Here is a 15,811-nt window from a genome sequence, read left to right as displayed (position 1 = left end):
ACGTCCGTCCTCCCGTGGCGGCGGTCCGCGGCGGGCGGCCCGTACGGCCACCGCAGCGCGCGCCGCCGCGGTGGCGGCACGCCCCCACCTTAGGGCATTGACAGGAATCCTGTCGGTTGCCCAGACTGGCGTTCATCAGGATTCCTGTCGATCGCTCGGCTGCGCCGGCGCTCCCGGCAGGTCCCCCTCCCCCCCTTACGCGAGGTACCTCTCATGGATCTTCAGGGCAAGGTCGCCGTCGTCACCGGCAGCGGGCGCGGTCTCGGGCTGGCGTACGCGCAGGCCCTCGCCGCCGCCGGTGCCGCCGTCGTCGTCAACGACGTCGACCGGGCCGTCGTCGACGCCGCCGTCGCCTCGATCACCTCCGGGGGCGGCACGGCCACCGGCGTCGTCGCCGCGGTGGGCGACGGCGAGGCGGCCCAGCGACTGGTGGACGCAGCGGTCGGCGCGTACGGACGCCTGGACGTGCTCGTCACCAACGCCGGCATCCTGCGCGACCGGGTGCTGTGGAAGATGACCGACGAGGACTTCGACGACGTCGTCCGCGTCCACCTCCGCGGCACCTTCACCTGCGCCCGCGCGGCGGCCGTCCGCATGCGCGAGCAGGGCACCGGCGGCCGGCTCGTCCTCATCTCCTCCCCCGCCGGACAGCGCGGCAACTTCGGCCAGACCAACTACGCCGCGGCCAAGGCCGGCATCGTCGCCATGGCCCGCACCTGGGCCATGGAACTGGGCCGGGCCGGCATCACCGTCAACGCCGTCGTCCCCGTCGCCGCCACCGAGATGACCAGGACCATCCCGGCGTTCGCGCCCGTCATCGAGGAGTCGGAGCGCACGGGCGAGCCGCTGCCCGACTGGCTGCGCAAGGACGAGGGCCTGGGCACCGTCGAGGACGTCGCCGCCCTGATCACCTTCCTGGCCTCGGACGACTCCGCCGGGGTGACCGGGCAGGCCATCGGCATCGGCGGCGACCGCCTCGCCCTGTGGGCGCACCCCAAGGAGAAGGCCGTCGCCTTCGCCGACGGCGGCTGGAGCGCCGCCGCCATCGCCGCCGAGTGGCCGGGCGGCGTCGGCGCCGAGCCCGAGACGTACGGCATCCCCGCGCCCCAGGCTCCGGAGGCGTGACGTGCCCTCCCTCACGCACGACCGCACCCCCGACCTCGGCCTCGACCTCGACCGGATCACCGCCATCGACGTGCACACGCACGCCGAGGTCTCCAAGGACGGCCACGGGGCGCTGAGCCCGGAGCTGTTCGGTGCCTCCGAGAAGTACTTCAAGGCCCACGGCCACCGGCAGCCGACCATCGAGGAGATGGCCGCCCACTACCGGGAGCGCAGCATGGCGGCGGTGGTGTTCACCGTCGACGCCGAGCACGCCACCGGCCATCCGCGGATCGCCAACGAGGAGATCGCCGAAAGCTGCGCGGCCCACGCCGACGTGCTGATCCCGTTCGCCAGCATCGACCCCCACAAGGGCCGGGCGGGCGTGCGCGAGGCACGGCGGCTGGTGGAGGAGCACGGGGTCCGCGGCTTCAAGTTCCACCCCAGCATCCAGGCGTTCTCGCCGAACGACCCGCTCGCCTACCCGCTGTACGAGGCCATCGAGGAACTCGGCGTCCCCGCCCTGTTCCACACCGGCCAGACCGGCATCGGCGCCGGCGTCCCGGGCGGCGGCGGCATCCGGCTGCGGTACTCGAACCCCATGCTGGTCGACGACGTCGCCGTCGACTTCCCTGAGCTGCGGATCATCCTCGCCCACCCGTCCTTCCCCTGGCAGGACGAGGCCCTGGCGGTGGCCACGCACAAGCCGCACGTGTACATCGACCTGTCCGGCTGGTCCCCGAAGTACTTCCCGCCGCAGCTCGTCCGGTACGCCAACACCCTCCTCCGGGACAAGGTCCTCTTCGGGTCCGACTACCCCGTCATCACCCCGGACCGGTGGCTCGCCGACTTCGCGGCGCTCGACATCAGGCCCGAGGTCCGGCCGAAGATCCTCAAGGAGAACGCCGCCCGGCTGCTCGGGCTCCGCACCGACTGAAGGAACCGCTCGTGTTGAACCAAGGCATCGGCTCCTGGCCCGCACGCCGGGCCCGCAAGACCCCCGACCGGACGGCCGTCGTCCACGACGGCCGCAGCTGGACCTACCGTGAGCTGCACGGGCGGGTCCTGCGGCTCGCGCACGCGCTGCGCGCCCTGGGGGTGGCACCGGGCGACCGGATCGCGTACCTCGGCCCCAACCACCCGGCGTTCCTGGAGACCCTGTTCGCCGCCGGAACGCTCGGGGCGGTCTTCGTCCCGCTCAACACCCGGCTGACGGCGCCGGAACTGGCGTACAACCTGGCCGACTCGGGCAGCACCGTCCTCGTCCACGCCCAGGAGCTCGCCGGGACGGCCCGTGCCGCGGCGGCCGAAGCGGGTGTACCGCACCGGATCGTGGTCGAGGGGCCCACCGAGGACGGAGCGCACGGGTACGAGGAGCTCCTCGCCGGGGCCGGGACCGGCCCGCTGGACGAGGCCGTGGCGCCCGACGACCCGTGCATGATCATGTACACCTCCGGGACCACGGGCCGTCCCAAGGGCGCCGTGCTCTCCCACGCCGGCATCACCTGGAACAGCGTCAACGTCCTCGTGGACACCGACCTCGCCGCCGACGAGGTGACCCTCGTCGTGGCCCCGATGTTCCACACCGGCGGCCTCAACATGACCTGCCTGCCGACCCTGCTCAAGGGCGGCCGGGTGGTCCTCCTCGGCTCCTTCGACGCCGACCGGGTGCTGGAACTGGTCGAGGAGCTGGGCGTGACGTACATGTTCGGCGTCCCCACCATGTACGACGCCATGGCCGCCCGGCCCCGCTGGGCGACCGCGGACCTGTCCAGCCTTCACACGCTCAACTGCGGCGGCGCTCCCGTGCCGACCCGCACCATCGCCACGTACCTCGACCGGGGTCTCGCCTTCAGCCAGGGCTACGGCATGACCGAGGCGTCCCCCGGCGTCCTGTTCCTGGACCGGGAGCAGGCCTCTGCCAAGGCCGGCTCCGCCGGCGTGCCGCACTTCTTCACCGACACCCGTGTCGTGCTCCCGGACGGCCGCGAGGCCGGGCCCGGCGAGCGCGGCGAGATCCTGGTCCAGGGCCCGAACGTCATGACCGGCTACTGGGGGCGGCCCGAGGACACCGAGGCCGCCTTCGCCTCAGCGGACGAGGGCGGGGACGGCGGGCGCTGGCTGCGCACGGGCGACGTCGTCCGGCTGGACGAGGACGGGTACGCGTACATCGTGGACCGGGTCAAGGACATGTTCGTCTCCGGCGGCGAGAACGTGTACCCGGCCGAGGTCGAGGACGCGCTCCTCACGCACCCCGAGGTCGCCGAGTGCGCCGTCTTCGGCGTGCCCGACCCGGTCTGGGGCGAGGTCGGCCGTGCCGTCGTCGTCCTGCGGCCCGGTGCCCGGGCCGGCGAGGACGAGCTGCTCGGCCACCTGCGGGGCCGGCTCGCCAAGTACAAGATCCCCAAGTCCCTGGTCCTGGCCCACGACCTGCCCCGCACGGCCTCCGGGAAGATCGTCAAGCCCGCCGTGCGCGAGGCGTACAGGGACGGTCCGGGCGACCGTCCGCGCGCCTGACAGACATCCGACACCCCGGCCGTGTCGTTCGGATCGGGCCCGGCCCGATCCGAACGACGCGGCCCAGCACACATCTCCCGCGGGCGGCGCCCGGCGCCGCCCGCGCCATCGGAAGGATCCGCCATGCCCACCACCGCCCACGGCCTCGACGAGCTCAAGGCCCTCACCGGCGCCGACCTCGGCCGCACCGGCTGGCTCGACATCACCCAGCAGCGGGTGAACACCTTCGCCGACGCCACCGACGACCACCAGTGGATCCACACGGACCCGGAGAAGGCCAAGGACGGGCCCTTCGGCCGCCCGATCGCGCACGGCTACCTCACCCTCTCGCTCATCATCCCGCTCTTCGGCGAGCTGCTGGAGATCACGGGCACCAGGATGAGCGTCAACTACGGCCTGGAGAGGGTCCGTTTCCCCAGCCCCGTGCCGGTGGGCGCAAAGATCCGCCTGCACGGTGCGGTCGGCGCGGTGGAGGAGGTCAAGGGCAACGGCGTCCAGATGCCGCTGACGTTCACCGTCGAGGTCGAGGGCAGCGACAAGCCGGCCTGCGTGGCCGAGGCCGTCTACCGCCACTACGCCTGACGGGCACGCGCAGGAAGCCGGGGGCGGCACCCACCCGTGGGTCGGTGCTGCCCCCGGCTTCCTGGCTGTTCAGCTCGTCCCCGGCTCCGGTCGTCAGCCGGTGCAGCCGGGGACCACGCCGGCGGGGCTGCAGTTGTTCGGCCGGTTGTTGCGGATGACATCGCCGTTCAGGGTGAGGATCCCGGACGCCTTGAAGATGCCGCCGCCGTCGCCCGCCCGGTTGTGGCTGACGGTGTTCCCGTGCAGCGTGGTGGTGCCCTGCCCCGAGGCTCCCCCGGCGTGGTAGAGGCCGCCGCCCTGGGCCGTGCCGCCCGCCGCGGTGACCGTGTTCCGCAGGACCTCGTTGCGCCCGGCCCTCAGGGTTCCGCCGTCGGGGTTGTCGAGGCCGCCGCCCTGGGCCGTGCCGTTCGGTGCGTCGGCGGTGTTGCCGGTGATGCGGCTGTCGGTCAGGTCGAGCGTGCCGAAGGGGCCCACGCGTACGCCGCCACCTCGTGCCGTGCCGCCTTGGGCGACCGCTCGGTTGCCGCTGATCCGGACCTTGCTGACGGTCATCAGGGAGTTGTTCGCGATGGCCCCGCCCTGGGCGGAGCCGCGGGGTGCGTCCGAGGTGTTGTCGCTGATGGCGCCGCCGGTCACGGTCAGCCTGCCCGGCTCCGGGATTCCGTTCGCGACGGCTCCGCGCGCGATGCCGCCCGGCGCGAAGGCGCGGTTCCCGCTCACGACCGTGTGCTTGACGGTCGTCTCGGCGAAGCTGATGATGCCGGCGCCGAACGCGATGCTCTGGGTGTTCTCGGTGACGGTCGCGGTGTTCCCGGTCAGCCGGGACCGGGTGACGGTCAGCGGGCCGTCGTTCGCGATGGCCGCGCCCGCGGCGCCGCCACCGGTGGCGCGCCCGCCGTAGATCACGTGGTTCCCGGTCACCTCGGTCCCGCTCACGCTTCCGGTGCCGGGGCTGTCGATGGCGCCGCCCTGGGCGAACACGTCGGACCGGGACGTGTTGCCGGTGAACCGGCTGCGCGTCACCTTCATCGTCCCGGTGTTGGAGATGCCGCCGCCGCAGACCATGCCCGGGACCTGGTCGTCGAAGAACGGGCAGTCGACGGCGTGGCCCCCCGTGACCGTGGTGCGGTCGAGCAGCGCGCCCGCGACGAGGCCGAGGACGGCCGGGACATACCGACGAGACATCAGGGGCTCCTCCTTGCTGCCGGGTACGGCAGGCCGTGGAGGGACCGCGGCCGCCGGAGCCCAGCCGAACACGCGCCGCCGCCGTCGGCTCCCCGGCGTGATCCGTCCGGGCGCGCGGACGGCCCGGACGGATCACGGAACGGCGCGAACGGACCAGGACGCGGCCGCGCGGCGCCGGGCCCGGCGGGTCAGGCGCCGGAGGCCGCGTTGAGCTGGTCCTCCAGTGCCGCCAGGGTGCGGTAGCAGGGCAGGACCTGGGCGATGGAGGCGTTCGGCTCGCGGCCCTCGCGGATGGCGGCGACGAACTCGCGGTCCTGGAGTTCGATGCCGTCCATCGAGACGTCCACCCCGCTCACGTCGATCGGCTCGTCCTTGCCCGTGACCAGGTCGTCGTAGCGGGCGAGGTAGGTGCCGGTGTCGCCGATGTAGCGGAAGAACGTGCCGAGCGGGCCGTCGTTGTTGAACGACAGGGACAGGGTGCAGAGGGCGCCGTTCTCCGCGCGCAGCTGGATCGACATGTCCATCGCGATGCCGAGCTCCGGGTGGACCGGCCCCTGGATGGCGTTGGCCTGCACGATCGGGGAGCCGGTCTGGTAGGCGAACAGGTCGACGGTGTGCGCGGCGTGGTGCCAGAGCAGGTGGTCGGTCCAGGAGCGCGGCTGTCCCAGGGCGTTGAGGTTGGTGCGGCGGAAGAAGTACGTCTGTACGTCCATCTGCTGGATGCGGTAGTCCCCGGCCCGGATCTGCCGGCGCACCCACTGGTGGCTGGGGTTGAAGCGCCGTGTGTGTCCCACCATCGCGACCAGTCCGGTGCGCTGCTGGGCCGCCAGGCACGCCTCGGCGTCCGCCAGGGAGGAGGCGAGGGGGATCTCCACCTGGACGTGCTTGCCGGCGTCGAGGCACGCCAGCGTCTGCTCGGCGTGCATCGGGGTGGGCGTGGCGAGGATGACGGCGTCGACGTCGTCCATCGCCAGTACGTCGTCCAGGGAGGCGACGCCGCGGCCGACGCCCTGTTCCGCGGCGAACTTCTGCGCGCTTTCGAGGCTGCTGCTCACGACGGCGGTCACCTCGACGCCGTCGATCCGGCGGAGCGCGGCCGCGTGCTTGGCGCCGAAGGCGCCGCCGCCGGCGAGGGCCACCCTGAGGGTGCGGTCGTGGGTCATGTCAGTTCACTCCTTCGGCGGGCTCCTGGGCCCGGGGGTGGTTTTCGAGGATCAGGTGGCCGACGGCGGTGTTGGACGCCGGCACGTGGTAGAAGCGGTGCCTGACCCGTACGTCGCCCGATCCGTCGAGGTCGCCCATCGCCCCGCGGGCGATCAGCCACATGACCAGTTCGATGCCTTCCGAGCCCGCCTCCTCGACGTACTCCAGGTGCGGCACCTCTGCCAGACCTGCCGGGTCGTCGACGAGCCGGTCGAGGAAGGCGTTGTCCCACTCGCGGTTGATGAGGCCGGCGCGCGGGCCCTGGAGCTGGTGGCTCATGCCGCCGGTGCCCCACACCTGGACCTTCAGCGGCCGGTCGTAGGACTCGATCGCCCGGCGCAGGGCCCGGCCGAGGGCGAAGCAGCGGGCGCCCGAGGGCACGGGGTACTGCACCACGTTGACGTGGAACGGGATCACCTTGCAGGGCCACTCCTCGACGTCCCCGAACATCAGGGACAGCGGGACGGTCAGGCCGTGGTCGACGGTCATCTCGTTGACGAGGGTGAGGTCGAAGTCGTCCCTGATGAGGGAGTGGGCGATGTGCGCGGCCAGGTCGGGGTCGCCCTCGATGCCGGGGACCGGGCGGGGGCCGTACCCCTCGTCGGCAGTGGGGTAGGCCGCTCCGGTGCCGAGGACGAAGGTGGGTATCAGCGAGAGGTCGAAGGTGGTGGCGTGGTCGTTGTAGACCAGGAAGATCACGTCGGGGAGGTTCTCCCGTTCCCACTGCCGGGAGAACTCGTAGCCCTCGAAGACCGGCCGCCAGTACGGCTCTTCGGTCTTGCCGTGGTCCATCGCCGCGCCGATGGCGGGTACGTGTGAGGTGAAGACCGCGCCGGTGATCACGGCGTGCTCGGCGGGCGGCGCGGTGTCGGCGTACGCGGCCTCCAGGACGGCGTGGTCGATCCGGTTGCCGTCGACCGGGCGGCCGCCGCGGACCATCATGTCGCGGTACTCCTGCTCGGTCATGCCGGTCATCGAGCCCGCCATCTGCTGGAACGACAGGCCGAGCGCCGCGCCCCACTTGGCGAGGAAGTAGATGTTGCCGCCCTCGCGCATCGCGGCGTTGAGGTCGCGGTCCAGCAGCGCCCGCTTCTGCTCCTCGCGCAGCGGCCAGGCGTCGAGGTAGGCGCGCTCGTCGGCGAGGTAGGCGGCGCGGTTCTCCGCCGTCATCAGCGACATGCAGAACTGGTTGAGGTGGTAGCCCTTGGCAGACTGCTCGGCGTCGAAGACGGTCGTACCCGGTACCAGCCTGTAGGTCTTGTCCAGTGACACGGTGGTGCTCCAATCGTGGGCGGGCGGTCAGCCGGCGTCGGGCCAGTACAGGCGCATCGGGTTGTCGACGAGGAGCTTGCGCTGCAGCAGCGCGGTCGGGGCGATGTGCGGGACGAAGTCGACGAGCAGGCCGTCGTCGGGCATGTGGCCGGTGAGGTTCGGGTGCGGCCAGTCGGTGCCCCACAGCACCCGGTCGGGGAACTCCTCGACGACGCGCCGGGCGAACGGCACGACGTCGCGGTACGGGTTCTGCTCGCCGTCGAGGGCGGGCGGGCCGGTGACCGACAGCCGCTCGGGGCAGGTCACCTTGCACCAGATGTCGGGCCGGGCCCGCATGAAGTCGAGGAACGCCTCGAACTCCGGGCCGTGCGGGTCCCGGGTGACGTCGGGCCGGCCCATGTGGTCCACGACCAGCGGGAGGGGGAGGGAGGGGAGGAAGTCGCGCAGGCCGGCGAGGTCGGCCGCCTCGAAGTAGACGACGACGTGCCATCCGTAGGGCGCGATCCGCTCGACGACGTCCCACAGGTCCCGGCGCGGGGCCGTGTCGACGAGCCGCCTGACGAAGTTGAACCGCACGCCGCGGACGCCCGCGTCGTGGAGCTCGCGCACCTCCGCGTCCGTGATGCCCGGGCGTACGGTGGCGACGCCCCGGGCCAGGCCCCCCGAGGCCCGCAGCGCGTCGGCCATCGCGCTGTTGTCGGCGCCGTGGCAGGTCGCCTGCACCACGACGTTGCGAGTGAGGCCCAGCCGGTCGCGCAGCGCGAAGAGCCGCTCCTTGGACGCGTCGCACGGGGTGTACTTGCGCTCGGGGGCGTACGGGAACTCCGCCCCGGGACCGAAGACGTGGCAGTGCGCGTCGACGGCCCCTTCGGGCATCCGGAACCGGGGCCGGCTCGGCGCGGGGTGCCAGTCCAGCCAGCCGGGGGTCTTCTCGAAGCTCGTGGTCATCGTCAGTCCTCGTACCGCAGTCCGAGCTCGGCCAGCGGGCCGCGCATCGCGTACATGTCCAGGCCGAGTTCGCCGGCGCGGAACCGCTTGCGCCTGTCCGCCTCGCCGGCCTCGCGCCGGGCCGCCGCCGCGGCGACCTCGGCGGCCCGCTCGCGGGGCACCACCACGACGCCGTCGCGGTCGGCCACGACCACGTCGCCGGGCCTGACCAGGGCGTTGGCGCAGACGACCGGGACGTTGACCGAGCCGAGCGTGGCCTTGACGGTGCCCTTGGCGCTGACCGCGCGGGAGAAGACGGGGAAGTCCATCTCCGCCAGGTCGGCCACGTCCCGAACGCCGCCGTCGATGACCAGGCCCTGACAGCCGCGGGCGCGGAACGAGGTGGCGAGCAGCTCGCCGAAGAAGCCGTCCTCGCTCTCGGTGGTGCAGGCGGCGACCACGACGTCGCCCTCCCGGATCTGCTCGGCGGCGACGTGGAGCATCCAGTTGTCGCCGGGCTGCAGCAGCACAGTCACGGCCGTGCCGCACAGCCGGGCCCCGGCGTACACGGGGGTCAGGTACGGGCGCATCAGCCCGGTCCGGCCCATGGCTTCGTGGAGGGTGGCCACGCCGAACGCCGACAGTGCGGCGACGTCTTCGGGAGCGGCGCGGGTGACGGAGGTGTGGACGACACCGATCTCGGTGTGCTCCATGGGGGCTTCTCCTGGGGTCAGTGGGCGACGGCGGCGGGGCGGTCGGCGCTCGGCCGGCCGGCGGATCGGCCGGCGGATCGGCCGAGGGGGCGGTCAGCGGTGCGGGAGGCCAGGCGGGCGGCGAGCCGGGGGTAGGCACGCAGGGCGTTGCCGGAGTAGACGGCGGCCCGTTCGTCGTCGGTGAGGTGCGGGGTGGCCTCGACGTACCGCCGGGTGTCGTCGAAGTGGTGGCCGGTGCGCGGGTCGACGTCGCGGACCGCGCCGATCATCTCGCTGGCGAACAGCAGGGACCGGCCGGGCACCACCCGGGTGAGCAGGTCGATGCCGGGCTGGTGGTACACGCAGGTGTCGAAGAAGACGTTGTCCAGCAGCGTTTCGGGGTCCGGCCGGCCCAGGGCCATTGCCAGGCCGCGGAACCGGCCCCAGTGGTACGGCACGGCCCCGCCGCCGTGCGGGATCACGAACCGCAGCGTGGGGAAGTCGGCGAACAGGTCGCCCTGGACCAGCTGCATGAAGGCCGTGGTGTCGGCGTTCAGGTAGTGGGCGCCGGTCGTGTGGAAGGCCGGGTTGCAGGAGGTGCTGACGTGGATCATCGCGGGGATGTCGTACTCGGCCATCGCCTCGTAGAGCGGGTACCAGCTGCGGTCCGTCAGGGGCGGGGCGGTCCAGCTGCCGCCGGACGGGTCGGGGTTGAGGTTGACCGTCACCGCGCCCAGTTCCTCGACCGCCCGGCGCAGCTCGGGCAGGCAGGTGGCGGGGTCGGCGCCGGGCGACTGCGGCAGCATCGCGCCCATCGCGAAGCGGTCGGGGTGGAGCGTGCTGACGCGGTGGACGAGGTCGTTGCAGATCCGGGCCCAGGTGGCGGAGACCCGGAAGTCGCCGATGTGGTGGGCCATGAAGCTGGCCCGGGGCGAGAAGACGGTCAGGTCGGTGCCGCGCTCGTCCATGAGGCGGAGCTGGTTGGCCTCGACCGCCCGGCGGAGGTCGTCGTCGGTGATGACGAGCTCGTCCGGGTCGGGGGCGTCCTCGGGGGAGCCGGCCGCGGCCGTCTGCCGCTCGCGCCACTGCGCCAACTGCGGTGGTGCGGTGGTGAAGTGGCCGTGACAGTCGATGATCATGGGAGTCTCCTGGGGGTCGTCGGGGTCAGCCCTGGGAGGCGACGGGCCAGCCGGTGTACTGCTCGGCGAGGTAGCTGCGGCCGGCGCGGGTGCCCACGACGTTGTCGAGTTCGCCGAGCTGGCGCCGCAGGTCGAACGGCGAGCCGCCGGGCGGGGTGTGGAGCAGCTGGGTCATCCAGTGGGAGAAGTTCTGGGCCCGCCAGATCCGCTGGAGCGCCCGCGGCTGGTAGTCGTCCAGCGCGGCCTCCCCCGCCGGGCCGAGTGCCCGGAGCAGGACGTCGGCCAGCACCTTCACGTCGTGCAGCGCGAGGTTGAGCCCGCGGGCACCGGTCGGCGGGACGGTGTGCGCGGCGTCTCCGGCGAGCGCCATCGAGCCCCAGCGCATGGGTTCCTGGACGAACGAGCGGAAGCGCAGGACCGTCTTCTCCAGGACCGGGCCCTCGTTGAGCCGGAAGCCGTCCTCCCCGGCCACCCGGGCCTGGAGCGTCTCCCAGATCCGGTCGTCCGGCCAGGCCTCCGCGGACTCGTCCGGGGAGCACTGAAAGTACATGCGCTGCACGGTCTCGGTGCGCTGGCTGATCAGTGCGAAGCCGTGTTCCGAGTGGGCGTAGACCAGCTCGGGTGCGCTGGCCGGCGCCTCGGCCATGATGCCGAACCAGGCGAACGGGTACTCCTTGCCGACCCTCACCCGCCGGTCCTCGGGGACGAGGTTGCGGCACATGCTGCGCGATCCGTCCGCGCCGACCACGTACCGGGCCCGGATCTCGTGCCGGGCCCCGTCGGGGGTGGTGTAACGGACCCGCGGGGCGCGGGTGGTGACGTCGAGGACCTCGGTGTCCCGGATGCCGAAGCGGACCGTGCCGCCGTCGCGGTCCCGGGCGTCGGCCAGGTCGGTGAACACGTCGGTCTGCGGGTAGAGCCAGACCGACGCGCCCACCAGCTGCTTGAAGTCGAGGCGGTGGGGGCGGCCGCCGAAGCGGAGCTCCACGCCCTCGTGTTCGTGTCCTTCGCGCAGGACCCGGTCGGACACGCCCGTGTCGACGAGGTCCCGGGCGGCGTCGGCCTCCAGGATGCCGGCCCGCTGGGTGGTCTCGATCTCGTGGCGGGTGCGCGTGTCGACGACGGTCGTGTCGACTCCGGCGCGCCCCAGCAGGTGCGCCAGCATCAGACCGGCCGGACCTGCGCCGATCACGGCGACGGGAACCGAGGCAACGGTGTCGACGACGGCGTCGGCCATGGCATCTCCTGAGCAACGGGGGACGTGGGGAACACGTCGAACGTTGGCAGCAGGGGCAGCGGCCGGTCTGCGGCGTTTCCGTCAGGCGGAAGCCGGGCCGGGGCGTCAGGCGGAAGCCCGACCGGGCGTCGGGGGAAGCGTGCCCGGGCGGGGGGGAACGTGCCAGGGCGCCGGGCGGATCGGCCCCCGGCCTCAGTCGGTCGGGCGGGTACGGCGGCCCAGCTCGTCGGAGATCCCGTGCACGGCCCGCAGCAGCGGCTCGCGCAGCCCGCGCGCACGGTTCGCGCTGCGCGTGGCGATCACGATGCCCAGCGCGGCACTGACCGGCCCGCTCCGGCCGGTCCGCACCGGTGCGGCCACGGCGACCGTGCTCTCCGAGAGCTGCCGGTCGCTGACGAAGACCTGCTCGCGGCGGATGCGGTCCAGCTGGGCGCGGAGCGTCTTCGGGTCGGTGACGGTGTGCGGGGTCCAGGCCCGCATCGGCGCCTGGAGCACCTCGTCCTGGATGTCGACCGGTGCGTGCGCCAGCAGCACCCGCCCCATTCCGGTGGAGCCGATGGGGAACCGGGTCCCCACCGACGTCAGCAGCTCGACCGACCGGTGCCCGGCGATCCGCTCGACGAACACGAGCTCCGTGCCCTCGCGCACTGCGAGCTGGACGTTCTCGTGGGTCGCCTCGTAGAGGTCCTGCATGAAGGGCAGCGCGACGTCCCGCAGGATCTGGGTGCGCGGGCATCCCGCGGCGATCTCCCAGAGCCGCAGCCCGACGTGCCAGGCCCCGTCCTCGCCGCGCTCCAGCGCCCCCCAGTCCGCCAGTTCCGCGACGACCCGGTGCGTCGTGCTGAGGGCCAGGCCGGTGCGCTGGGCGATCTCCGACAGCGTCTGCGACGGGTGTTCGCGGTCGAAGGCCGCGAGGACCTCGAGTACTTTTCCAGCTGCAGTGCTCCGGGTTGTGCTCACGCGGTCAGTGTCGCAGACCCCTTTCGGGGCCCCGCGTCGAGCGCCGTACGATCTGCGGCACACCAAGGAGGCATTGTGGACCAGGAGATCGTCGGACTCTCCTCGATGGCGACGCGGCCGGTACTGGCCGATCTGTCCGGGCAGTACCGGCGCGCCGGCGGACCTCCGGTGCGCTTCGAGGCCGCCGGCGGGGTCGAGGTCGCGCGCCGGGTGCGCGAGGGCGCCGGGGCCGACCTGCTCGTACTCGCCGACGGCGCGATGCGCGCGCTGGAGCGGGAGGGGCACCTCGTGGCGGGCACGGTACGGCCGCTGTGGATCTCCCAGGTCGTCGCGGCCGTGCCGGAGGGGGCGCCGGTTCCGGAGCTCGGCTCGGCGTCCGACCTGCGGTCCGTCCTGGAGGCGGCGGAGCGGATCGCCTACTCCACCGGGCCGAGCGGGACCGCGCTGGTCGGCCTGATCGGCCGGCTGGGCCTCGCCGACGTGCTCGCGGACCGGCTCGTCCAGGCACCACCCGGGGTGCCCGCCGGGAGCCTGCTGAACTCCGGCCGGGCGGACCTGGCGTTCCAGCAGCACAGCGAGCTGATGGACCTGCCGGGCGTCGTGGTCGTCGGTGCGCTGCCGGGCGACACGGCCATCAGCTCGACGTTCAGCGGGGGCGTCCTGGTCTCGGCGTCCCGGCCGGACGCAGCCCTCGACGTCCTCGCCTTCCTCGGCTCGGCGACGGCGTCCGAGGCCGCCCGCAGCCGGGGCATGCGAGCGGCCGGAGCGTAGACCGCGCCCTCCGGACCGAGGCCGGCCGCGGGCGACGGTCGGTCGGCGGTGCGGACGGCGAGGGCCGGCGGATGGCGGCCGCGCGCCGGGCCGGGCCGAAGGTCGCCAGGAGCGAAGCGGCGAACGTGGCTGCCCGGGTCCCGGTGCGGGACCGAACGGTCCGACCCGTGCGGGAGGGGGCCGGTCGGGGCGGCCGGGGGCCCGGCCGGGCACGCGACGGGACCGTTCGGCCCTCCCCCGCCGGGCGCGCCGGGTGGACGGTGGACATCTGAGCCACGCGTCCGCGGAGCCGGGGCGCGCCTACGGCGGGAGGTGCCCCATGCGGCACGTGAAGGTCGCGGAGCTGATGACCGGAGAGGTGGTGTCCGTCGTCCCGGCCACCCCCTTCAAGGACGTCGCCAAGCTCCTGGTCCAGCACGACATCACGGGCGTTCCCGTGCTCGACGAGGAGGACCGGGTCCTCGGCGTCGTCTCGCAGACCGATCTTCTGGCGCAGGTGGCTCCGCCGCCCGGCGCGGAGGACGACACCGCCGGGCTCCGGCGGCTGCCGGGCGGCCCGGGCCCCCGGGCCACCGCCCCGGGCCAGGTCCAGCTCCCGGTCCCGTCCCGCCGGACGGCGGGTGAGGTGATGTCCGCGCCGGCGGTCACCGTGCACGCCGACGAGCCGGCCGCCGACGCGGCGCGGCTGATGGCCCGCCGGGGGGTCGAGCGGCTGCCGGTCGTGGACGTGGAGGACCGGATCGTGGGCATCGTCACGCGCCGCGACCTGCTCCGCCTGTTCCTCCGGCCGGACGCGGAGATCCGGCACCGGGTCGAGCACGACGTCCTCTCGGGCGTCCTGGGCGCGCCCGCGGACTCGGTCGAGGTGCACGTCGTCGACGGCATCGTCACGCTGTCCGGCCGGCTGGACCGGACGAGCCAGCTCCCCGTCCTGCGGAACCTGGTCGAACGGCTCGACGGCGTCGTCGCGGTGGCCTCCCGCGTCACCGCCCGCACCGACGACGCCCCGACCGCCCCCTCCGAAGCCCCTCGCCACGCGATGCCGTGGTGAGCCCCGACAGGACACTCCCATGCCCGCTCGTCTCCTCCTCGACCCCCTGACCGCAGTCCGGCTCGTCGACGACGCCGTGACCGCCCCGTCGATGCACAACGCCCAGCCCTGGCGCTTCGTCCTGCGGACGGGCACCGGCACGATCGATCTGTACGGCGACCCGGACCGTTCCATGGCGCATGCCGACCCCGACCGCCGGGCCCTCCGCATCGGCTGCGGCGCCGCCCTGTTCAGCCTGCGCGTCTCGGCCGCCCACCGCGGCCTCCTGGCACAGGTACCGGCCGGTCCCGGCCCCGGCGACCCGTGGTGGTTCGCCACCGTCGGCTTCACCCCGGCGCCGGCAGCCGACCGGGCTCTGGCCGGTCTCCATCCCGCCCTCCGCCGCCGCCACACCAGCCGCTTCCCCTTCCGCGACGAACCCGTGCCGCCCGCCGTCCTGGAAGGGCTCACCACCGCCGCCCGGATCGAGGGATGCCGTCTCACGTTCCCCGACCCGTGGCACGTCCGGACGGTCCTGGGGCTCGCCCGCGACGCCGAGCACCGCGAGGAGGCCGACCCGGTCGCACGCGCCGAGACGGCCGCCTGGGTGCACACCGGGCCGGGCACGGGAGGCCGCACCGACGGCATCCCCGTGGCCGCGTTCGGCCCGCGCGCCACCTCAGGCACCGCCACCGTCCGCGACTTCGGCCGCATCCGTCCCGTGCGCGGGCAGGCCTGGGCGATGTTCGAGAAGGACCCCCGTCTCGCCCTTCTGACCACCGACGGCGACGGGCCCGCCGACTGGCTGCGCGCCGGCCAGGCCCTCCAGCGCGTCCTGCTCCGGGCCACGACCGACGGACTGGCCACGTCCATGACCTCGCACCCCCTGGAATGGCCGGAGCTGCGCTGGACCGCCCGCGACCCCCTCGTGGGCAGGGGGCACGTCCAGATGGTCCTCCGCCTCGGGTACGGACCCCCCGGCGCCCCCACGCCACGCCGCCCCGCCGCCGAGGTCCTCGACGTGCGGTGAGGTCCCCCGGGAGGTGCAGGCTCGGACGCCGGCCGGCGTGAAGGCGCCGCAGCACGGGGGAGGCGCCATCACGCCCGCCCGCGGGGAGGCGGCTCCCCCCGGCGGCGGCCCGGACCCGTCCGCAGGCGGCGCTTAGAGATAGGAAGAGCGTCGGGTTGGGCAAGA

General features: G+C 73.6%; 14 protein-coding genes and 1 pseudogene. 7 read left to right on the top strand and 8 right to left on the bottom strand.

What is annotated here, in order from left to right; genetic code table 11:
- Positions 1 to 213 precede the first annotated feature (213 nt).
- The 4 genes from ACIQUQ_RS03290 to ACIQUQ_RS03275 all read left to right on the top strand — a co-directional run bounded on the left by ACIQUQ_RS03290 (position 214) and on the right by ACIQUQ_RS03275 (position 4,200).
- The gene (locus ACIQUQ_RS03290) at positions 214 to 1,125 is read left to right on the top strand and encodes an SDR family oxidoreductase (RefSeq protein ID WP_403970780.1); all 912 of its coding nucleotides are present in this window, start codon (positions 214 to 216) and stop codon (positions 1,123 to 1,125) included.
- 1 nt (position 1,126) lies between these two features.
- On the top strand, positions 1,127 to 2,038 hold the full coding sequence (locus ACIQUQ_RS03285) for an amidohydrolase family protein (RefSeq protein WP_403970777.1): 912 nt from the start codon (positions 1,127 to 1,129) through the stop codon (positions 2,036 to 2,038).
- 11 nt (positions 2,039 to 2,049) lie between these two features.
- On the top strand, positions 2,050 to 3,618 hold the full coding sequence (locus ACIQUQ_RS03280; protein WP_403970774.1) for a long-chain fatty acid--CoA ligase: 1,569 nt from the start codon (positions 2,050 to 2,052) through the stop codon (positions 3,616 to 3,618).
- 123 nt (positions 3,619 to 3,741) lie between these two features.
- Positions 3,742 to 4,200, top strand: a complete 459-nt coding sequence (locus ACIQUQ_RS03275; RefSeq protein WP_403970771.1) for a MaoC family dehydratase — start codon at positions 3,742 to 3,744, stop codon at positions 4,198 to 4,200.
- Between the two features lie 93 nt (positions 4,201 to 4,293).
- Here the strand turns inward: ACIQUQ_RS03275 and ACIQUQ_RS03270 are convergent, their stop codons facing one another.
- From ACIQUQ_RS03270 to ACIQUQ_RS03235, 8 genes and pseudogenes are all read right to left on the bottom strand, one after another.
- Entirely contained in the window at positions 4,294 to 5,385 is a 1,092-nt protein-coding gene (locus ACIQUQ_RS03270) for a hypothetical protein (RefSeq protein ID WP_403970768.1), read from the bottom strand.
- 188 nt (positions 5,386 to 5,573) lie between these two features.
- On the bottom strand, positions 5,574 to 6,548 hold the full coding sequence (locus ACIQUQ_RS03265) for a Gfo/Idh/MocA family oxidoreductase (RefSeq protein ID WP_403970765.1): 975 nt from the start codon (positions 6,546 to 6,548) through the stop codon (positions 5,574 to 5,576).
- A gap of 1 nt (position 6,549) precedes the next feature.
- Positions 6,550 to 7,860, bottom strand: coding sequence for a protocatechuate 4,5-dioxygenase subunit alpha (gene ligA, locus ACIQUQ_RS03260; protein ID WP_403970762.1), 1,311 nt, complete (start codon positions 7,858 to 7,860; stop codon positions 6,550 to 6,552).
- A 27-nt stretch (positions 7,861 to 7,887) separates the two neighbouring features.
- Complete coding sequence (locus tag ACIQUQ_RS03255) at positions 7,888 to 8,808, bottom strand: amidohydrolase family protein (protein ID WP_403970759.1); 921 nt, start codon at positions 8,806 to 8,808, stop codon at positions 7,888 to 7,890.
- 2 nt (positions 8,809 to 8,810) lie between these two features.
- Positions 8,811 to 9,500: a 4-carboxy-4-hydroxy-2-oxoadipate aldolase/oxaloacetate decarboxylase gene (gene ligK / locus ACIQUQ_RS03250; protein ID WP_403970756.1), complete on the bottom strand. Its 690-nt coding sequence runs from the start codon at positions 9,498 to 9,500 to the stop codon at positions 8,811 to 8,813.
- Between the two features lie 101 nt (positions 9,501 to 9,601).
- Positions 9,602 to 10,618: pseudogene (locus ACIQUQ_RS03245) on the bottom strand (amidohydrolase family protein); the annotation flags it as partial.
- Between the two features lie 25 nt (positions 10,619 to 10,643).
- Positions 10,644 to 11,855, bottom strand: coding sequence for a 4-hydroxybenzoate 3-monooxygenase (locus ACIQUQ_RS03240; protein ID WP_403970752.1), 1,212 nt, complete (start codon positions 11,853 to 11,855; stop codon positions 10,644 to 10,646).
- Between the two features lie 192 nt (positions 11,856 to 12,047).
- Positions 12,048 to 12,815: an IclR family transcriptional regulator gene (locus tag ACIQUQ_RS03235; RefSeq protein ID WP_403970749.1), complete on the bottom strand. Its 768-nt coding sequence runs from the start codon at positions 12,813 to 12,815 to the stop codon at positions 12,048 to 12,050.
- 75 nt (positions 12,816 to 12,890) lie between these two features.
- Between ACIQUQ_RS03235 and ACIQUQ_RS03230 the strand changes: the two genes are divergently transcribed.
- The 3 genes from ACIQUQ_RS03230 to ACIQUQ_RS03220 all read left to right on the top strand — a co-directional run bounded on the left by ACIQUQ_RS03230 (position 12,891) and on the right by ACIQUQ_RS03220 (position 15,646).
- Positions 12,891 to 13,586: a substrate-binding domain-containing protein gene (locus tag ACIQUQ_RS03230; protein ID WP_403970746.1), complete on the top strand. Its 696-nt coding sequence runs from the start codon at positions 12,891 to 12,893 to the stop codon at positions 13,584 to 13,586.
- A 319-nt stretch (positions 13,587 to 13,905) separates the two neighbouring features.
- Entirely contained in the window at positions 13,906 to 14,637 is a 732-nt protein-coding gene (locus tag ACIQUQ_RS03225) for a CBS domain-containing protein (protein WP_403970743.1), read from the top strand.
- A 19-nt stretch (positions 14,638 to 14,656) separates the two neighbouring features.
- A complete protein-coding gene (locus tag ACIQUQ_RS03220; protein ID WP_403970740.1) occupies positions 14,657 to 15,646 on the top strand; it encodes an Acg family FMN-binding oxidoreductase in 990 nt (329 codons plus the stop codon).
- Positions 15,647 to 15,811: the final 165 nt, after the last annotated feature.

This window comes from Streptomyces sp. NPDC101118 (assembly GCF_044759445.1).
Taxonomy (GTDB): domain Bacteria; phylum Actinomycetota; class Actinomycetes; order Streptomycetales; family Streptomycetaceae; genus Streptomyces.
This window is presented reverse-complemented; position numbering and strand designations above follow the sequence as displayed.

Bases quoted from the DNA above. Each gene is read 5' to 3' on its own strand.
- ACIQUQ_RS03290 (WP_403970780.1), top strand. From the start codon at position 214: ATGGATCTTCAGGGCAAGGTCGCCGTCGTCACCGGCAGCGGGCGCGGT.
- ACIQUQ_RS03275 (WP_403970771.1), top strand. From the start codon at position 3,742: ATGCCCACCACCGCCCACGGCCTCGACGAGCTCAAGGCCCTCACCGGC.
- ACIQUQ_RS03270 (WP_403970768.1), bottom strand. From the start codon at position 5,385: ATGTCTCGTCGGTATGTCCCGGCCGTCCTCGGCCTCGTCGCGGGCGCG.
- ACIQUQ_RS03265 (WP_403970765.1), bottom strand. From the start codon at position 6,548: ATGACCCACGACCGCACCCTCAGGGTGGCCCTCGCCGGCGGCGGCGCC.
- ACIQUQ_RS03255 (WP_403970759.1), bottom strand. From the start codon at position 8,808: ATGACCACGAGCTTCGAGAAGACCCCCGGCTGGCTGGACTGGCACCCC.
- ligK (WP_403970756.1), bottom strand. From the start codon at position 9,500: ATGGAGCACACCGAGATCGGTGTCGTCCACACCTCCGTCACCCGCGCC.
- ACIQUQ_RS03240 (WP_403970752.1), bottom strand. From the start codon at position 11,855: ATGGCCGACGCCGTCGTCGACACCGTTGCCTCGGTTCCCGTCGCCGTG.
- ACIQUQ_RS03225 (WP_403970743.1), top strand. From the start codon at position 13,906: ATGCGGCACGTGAAGGTCGCGGAGCTGATGACCGGAGAGGTGGTGTCC.
- ACIQUQ_RS03220 (WP_403970740.1), top strand. From the start codon at position 14,657: ATGCCCGCTCGTCTCCTCCTCGACCCCCTGACCGCAGTCCGGCTCGTC.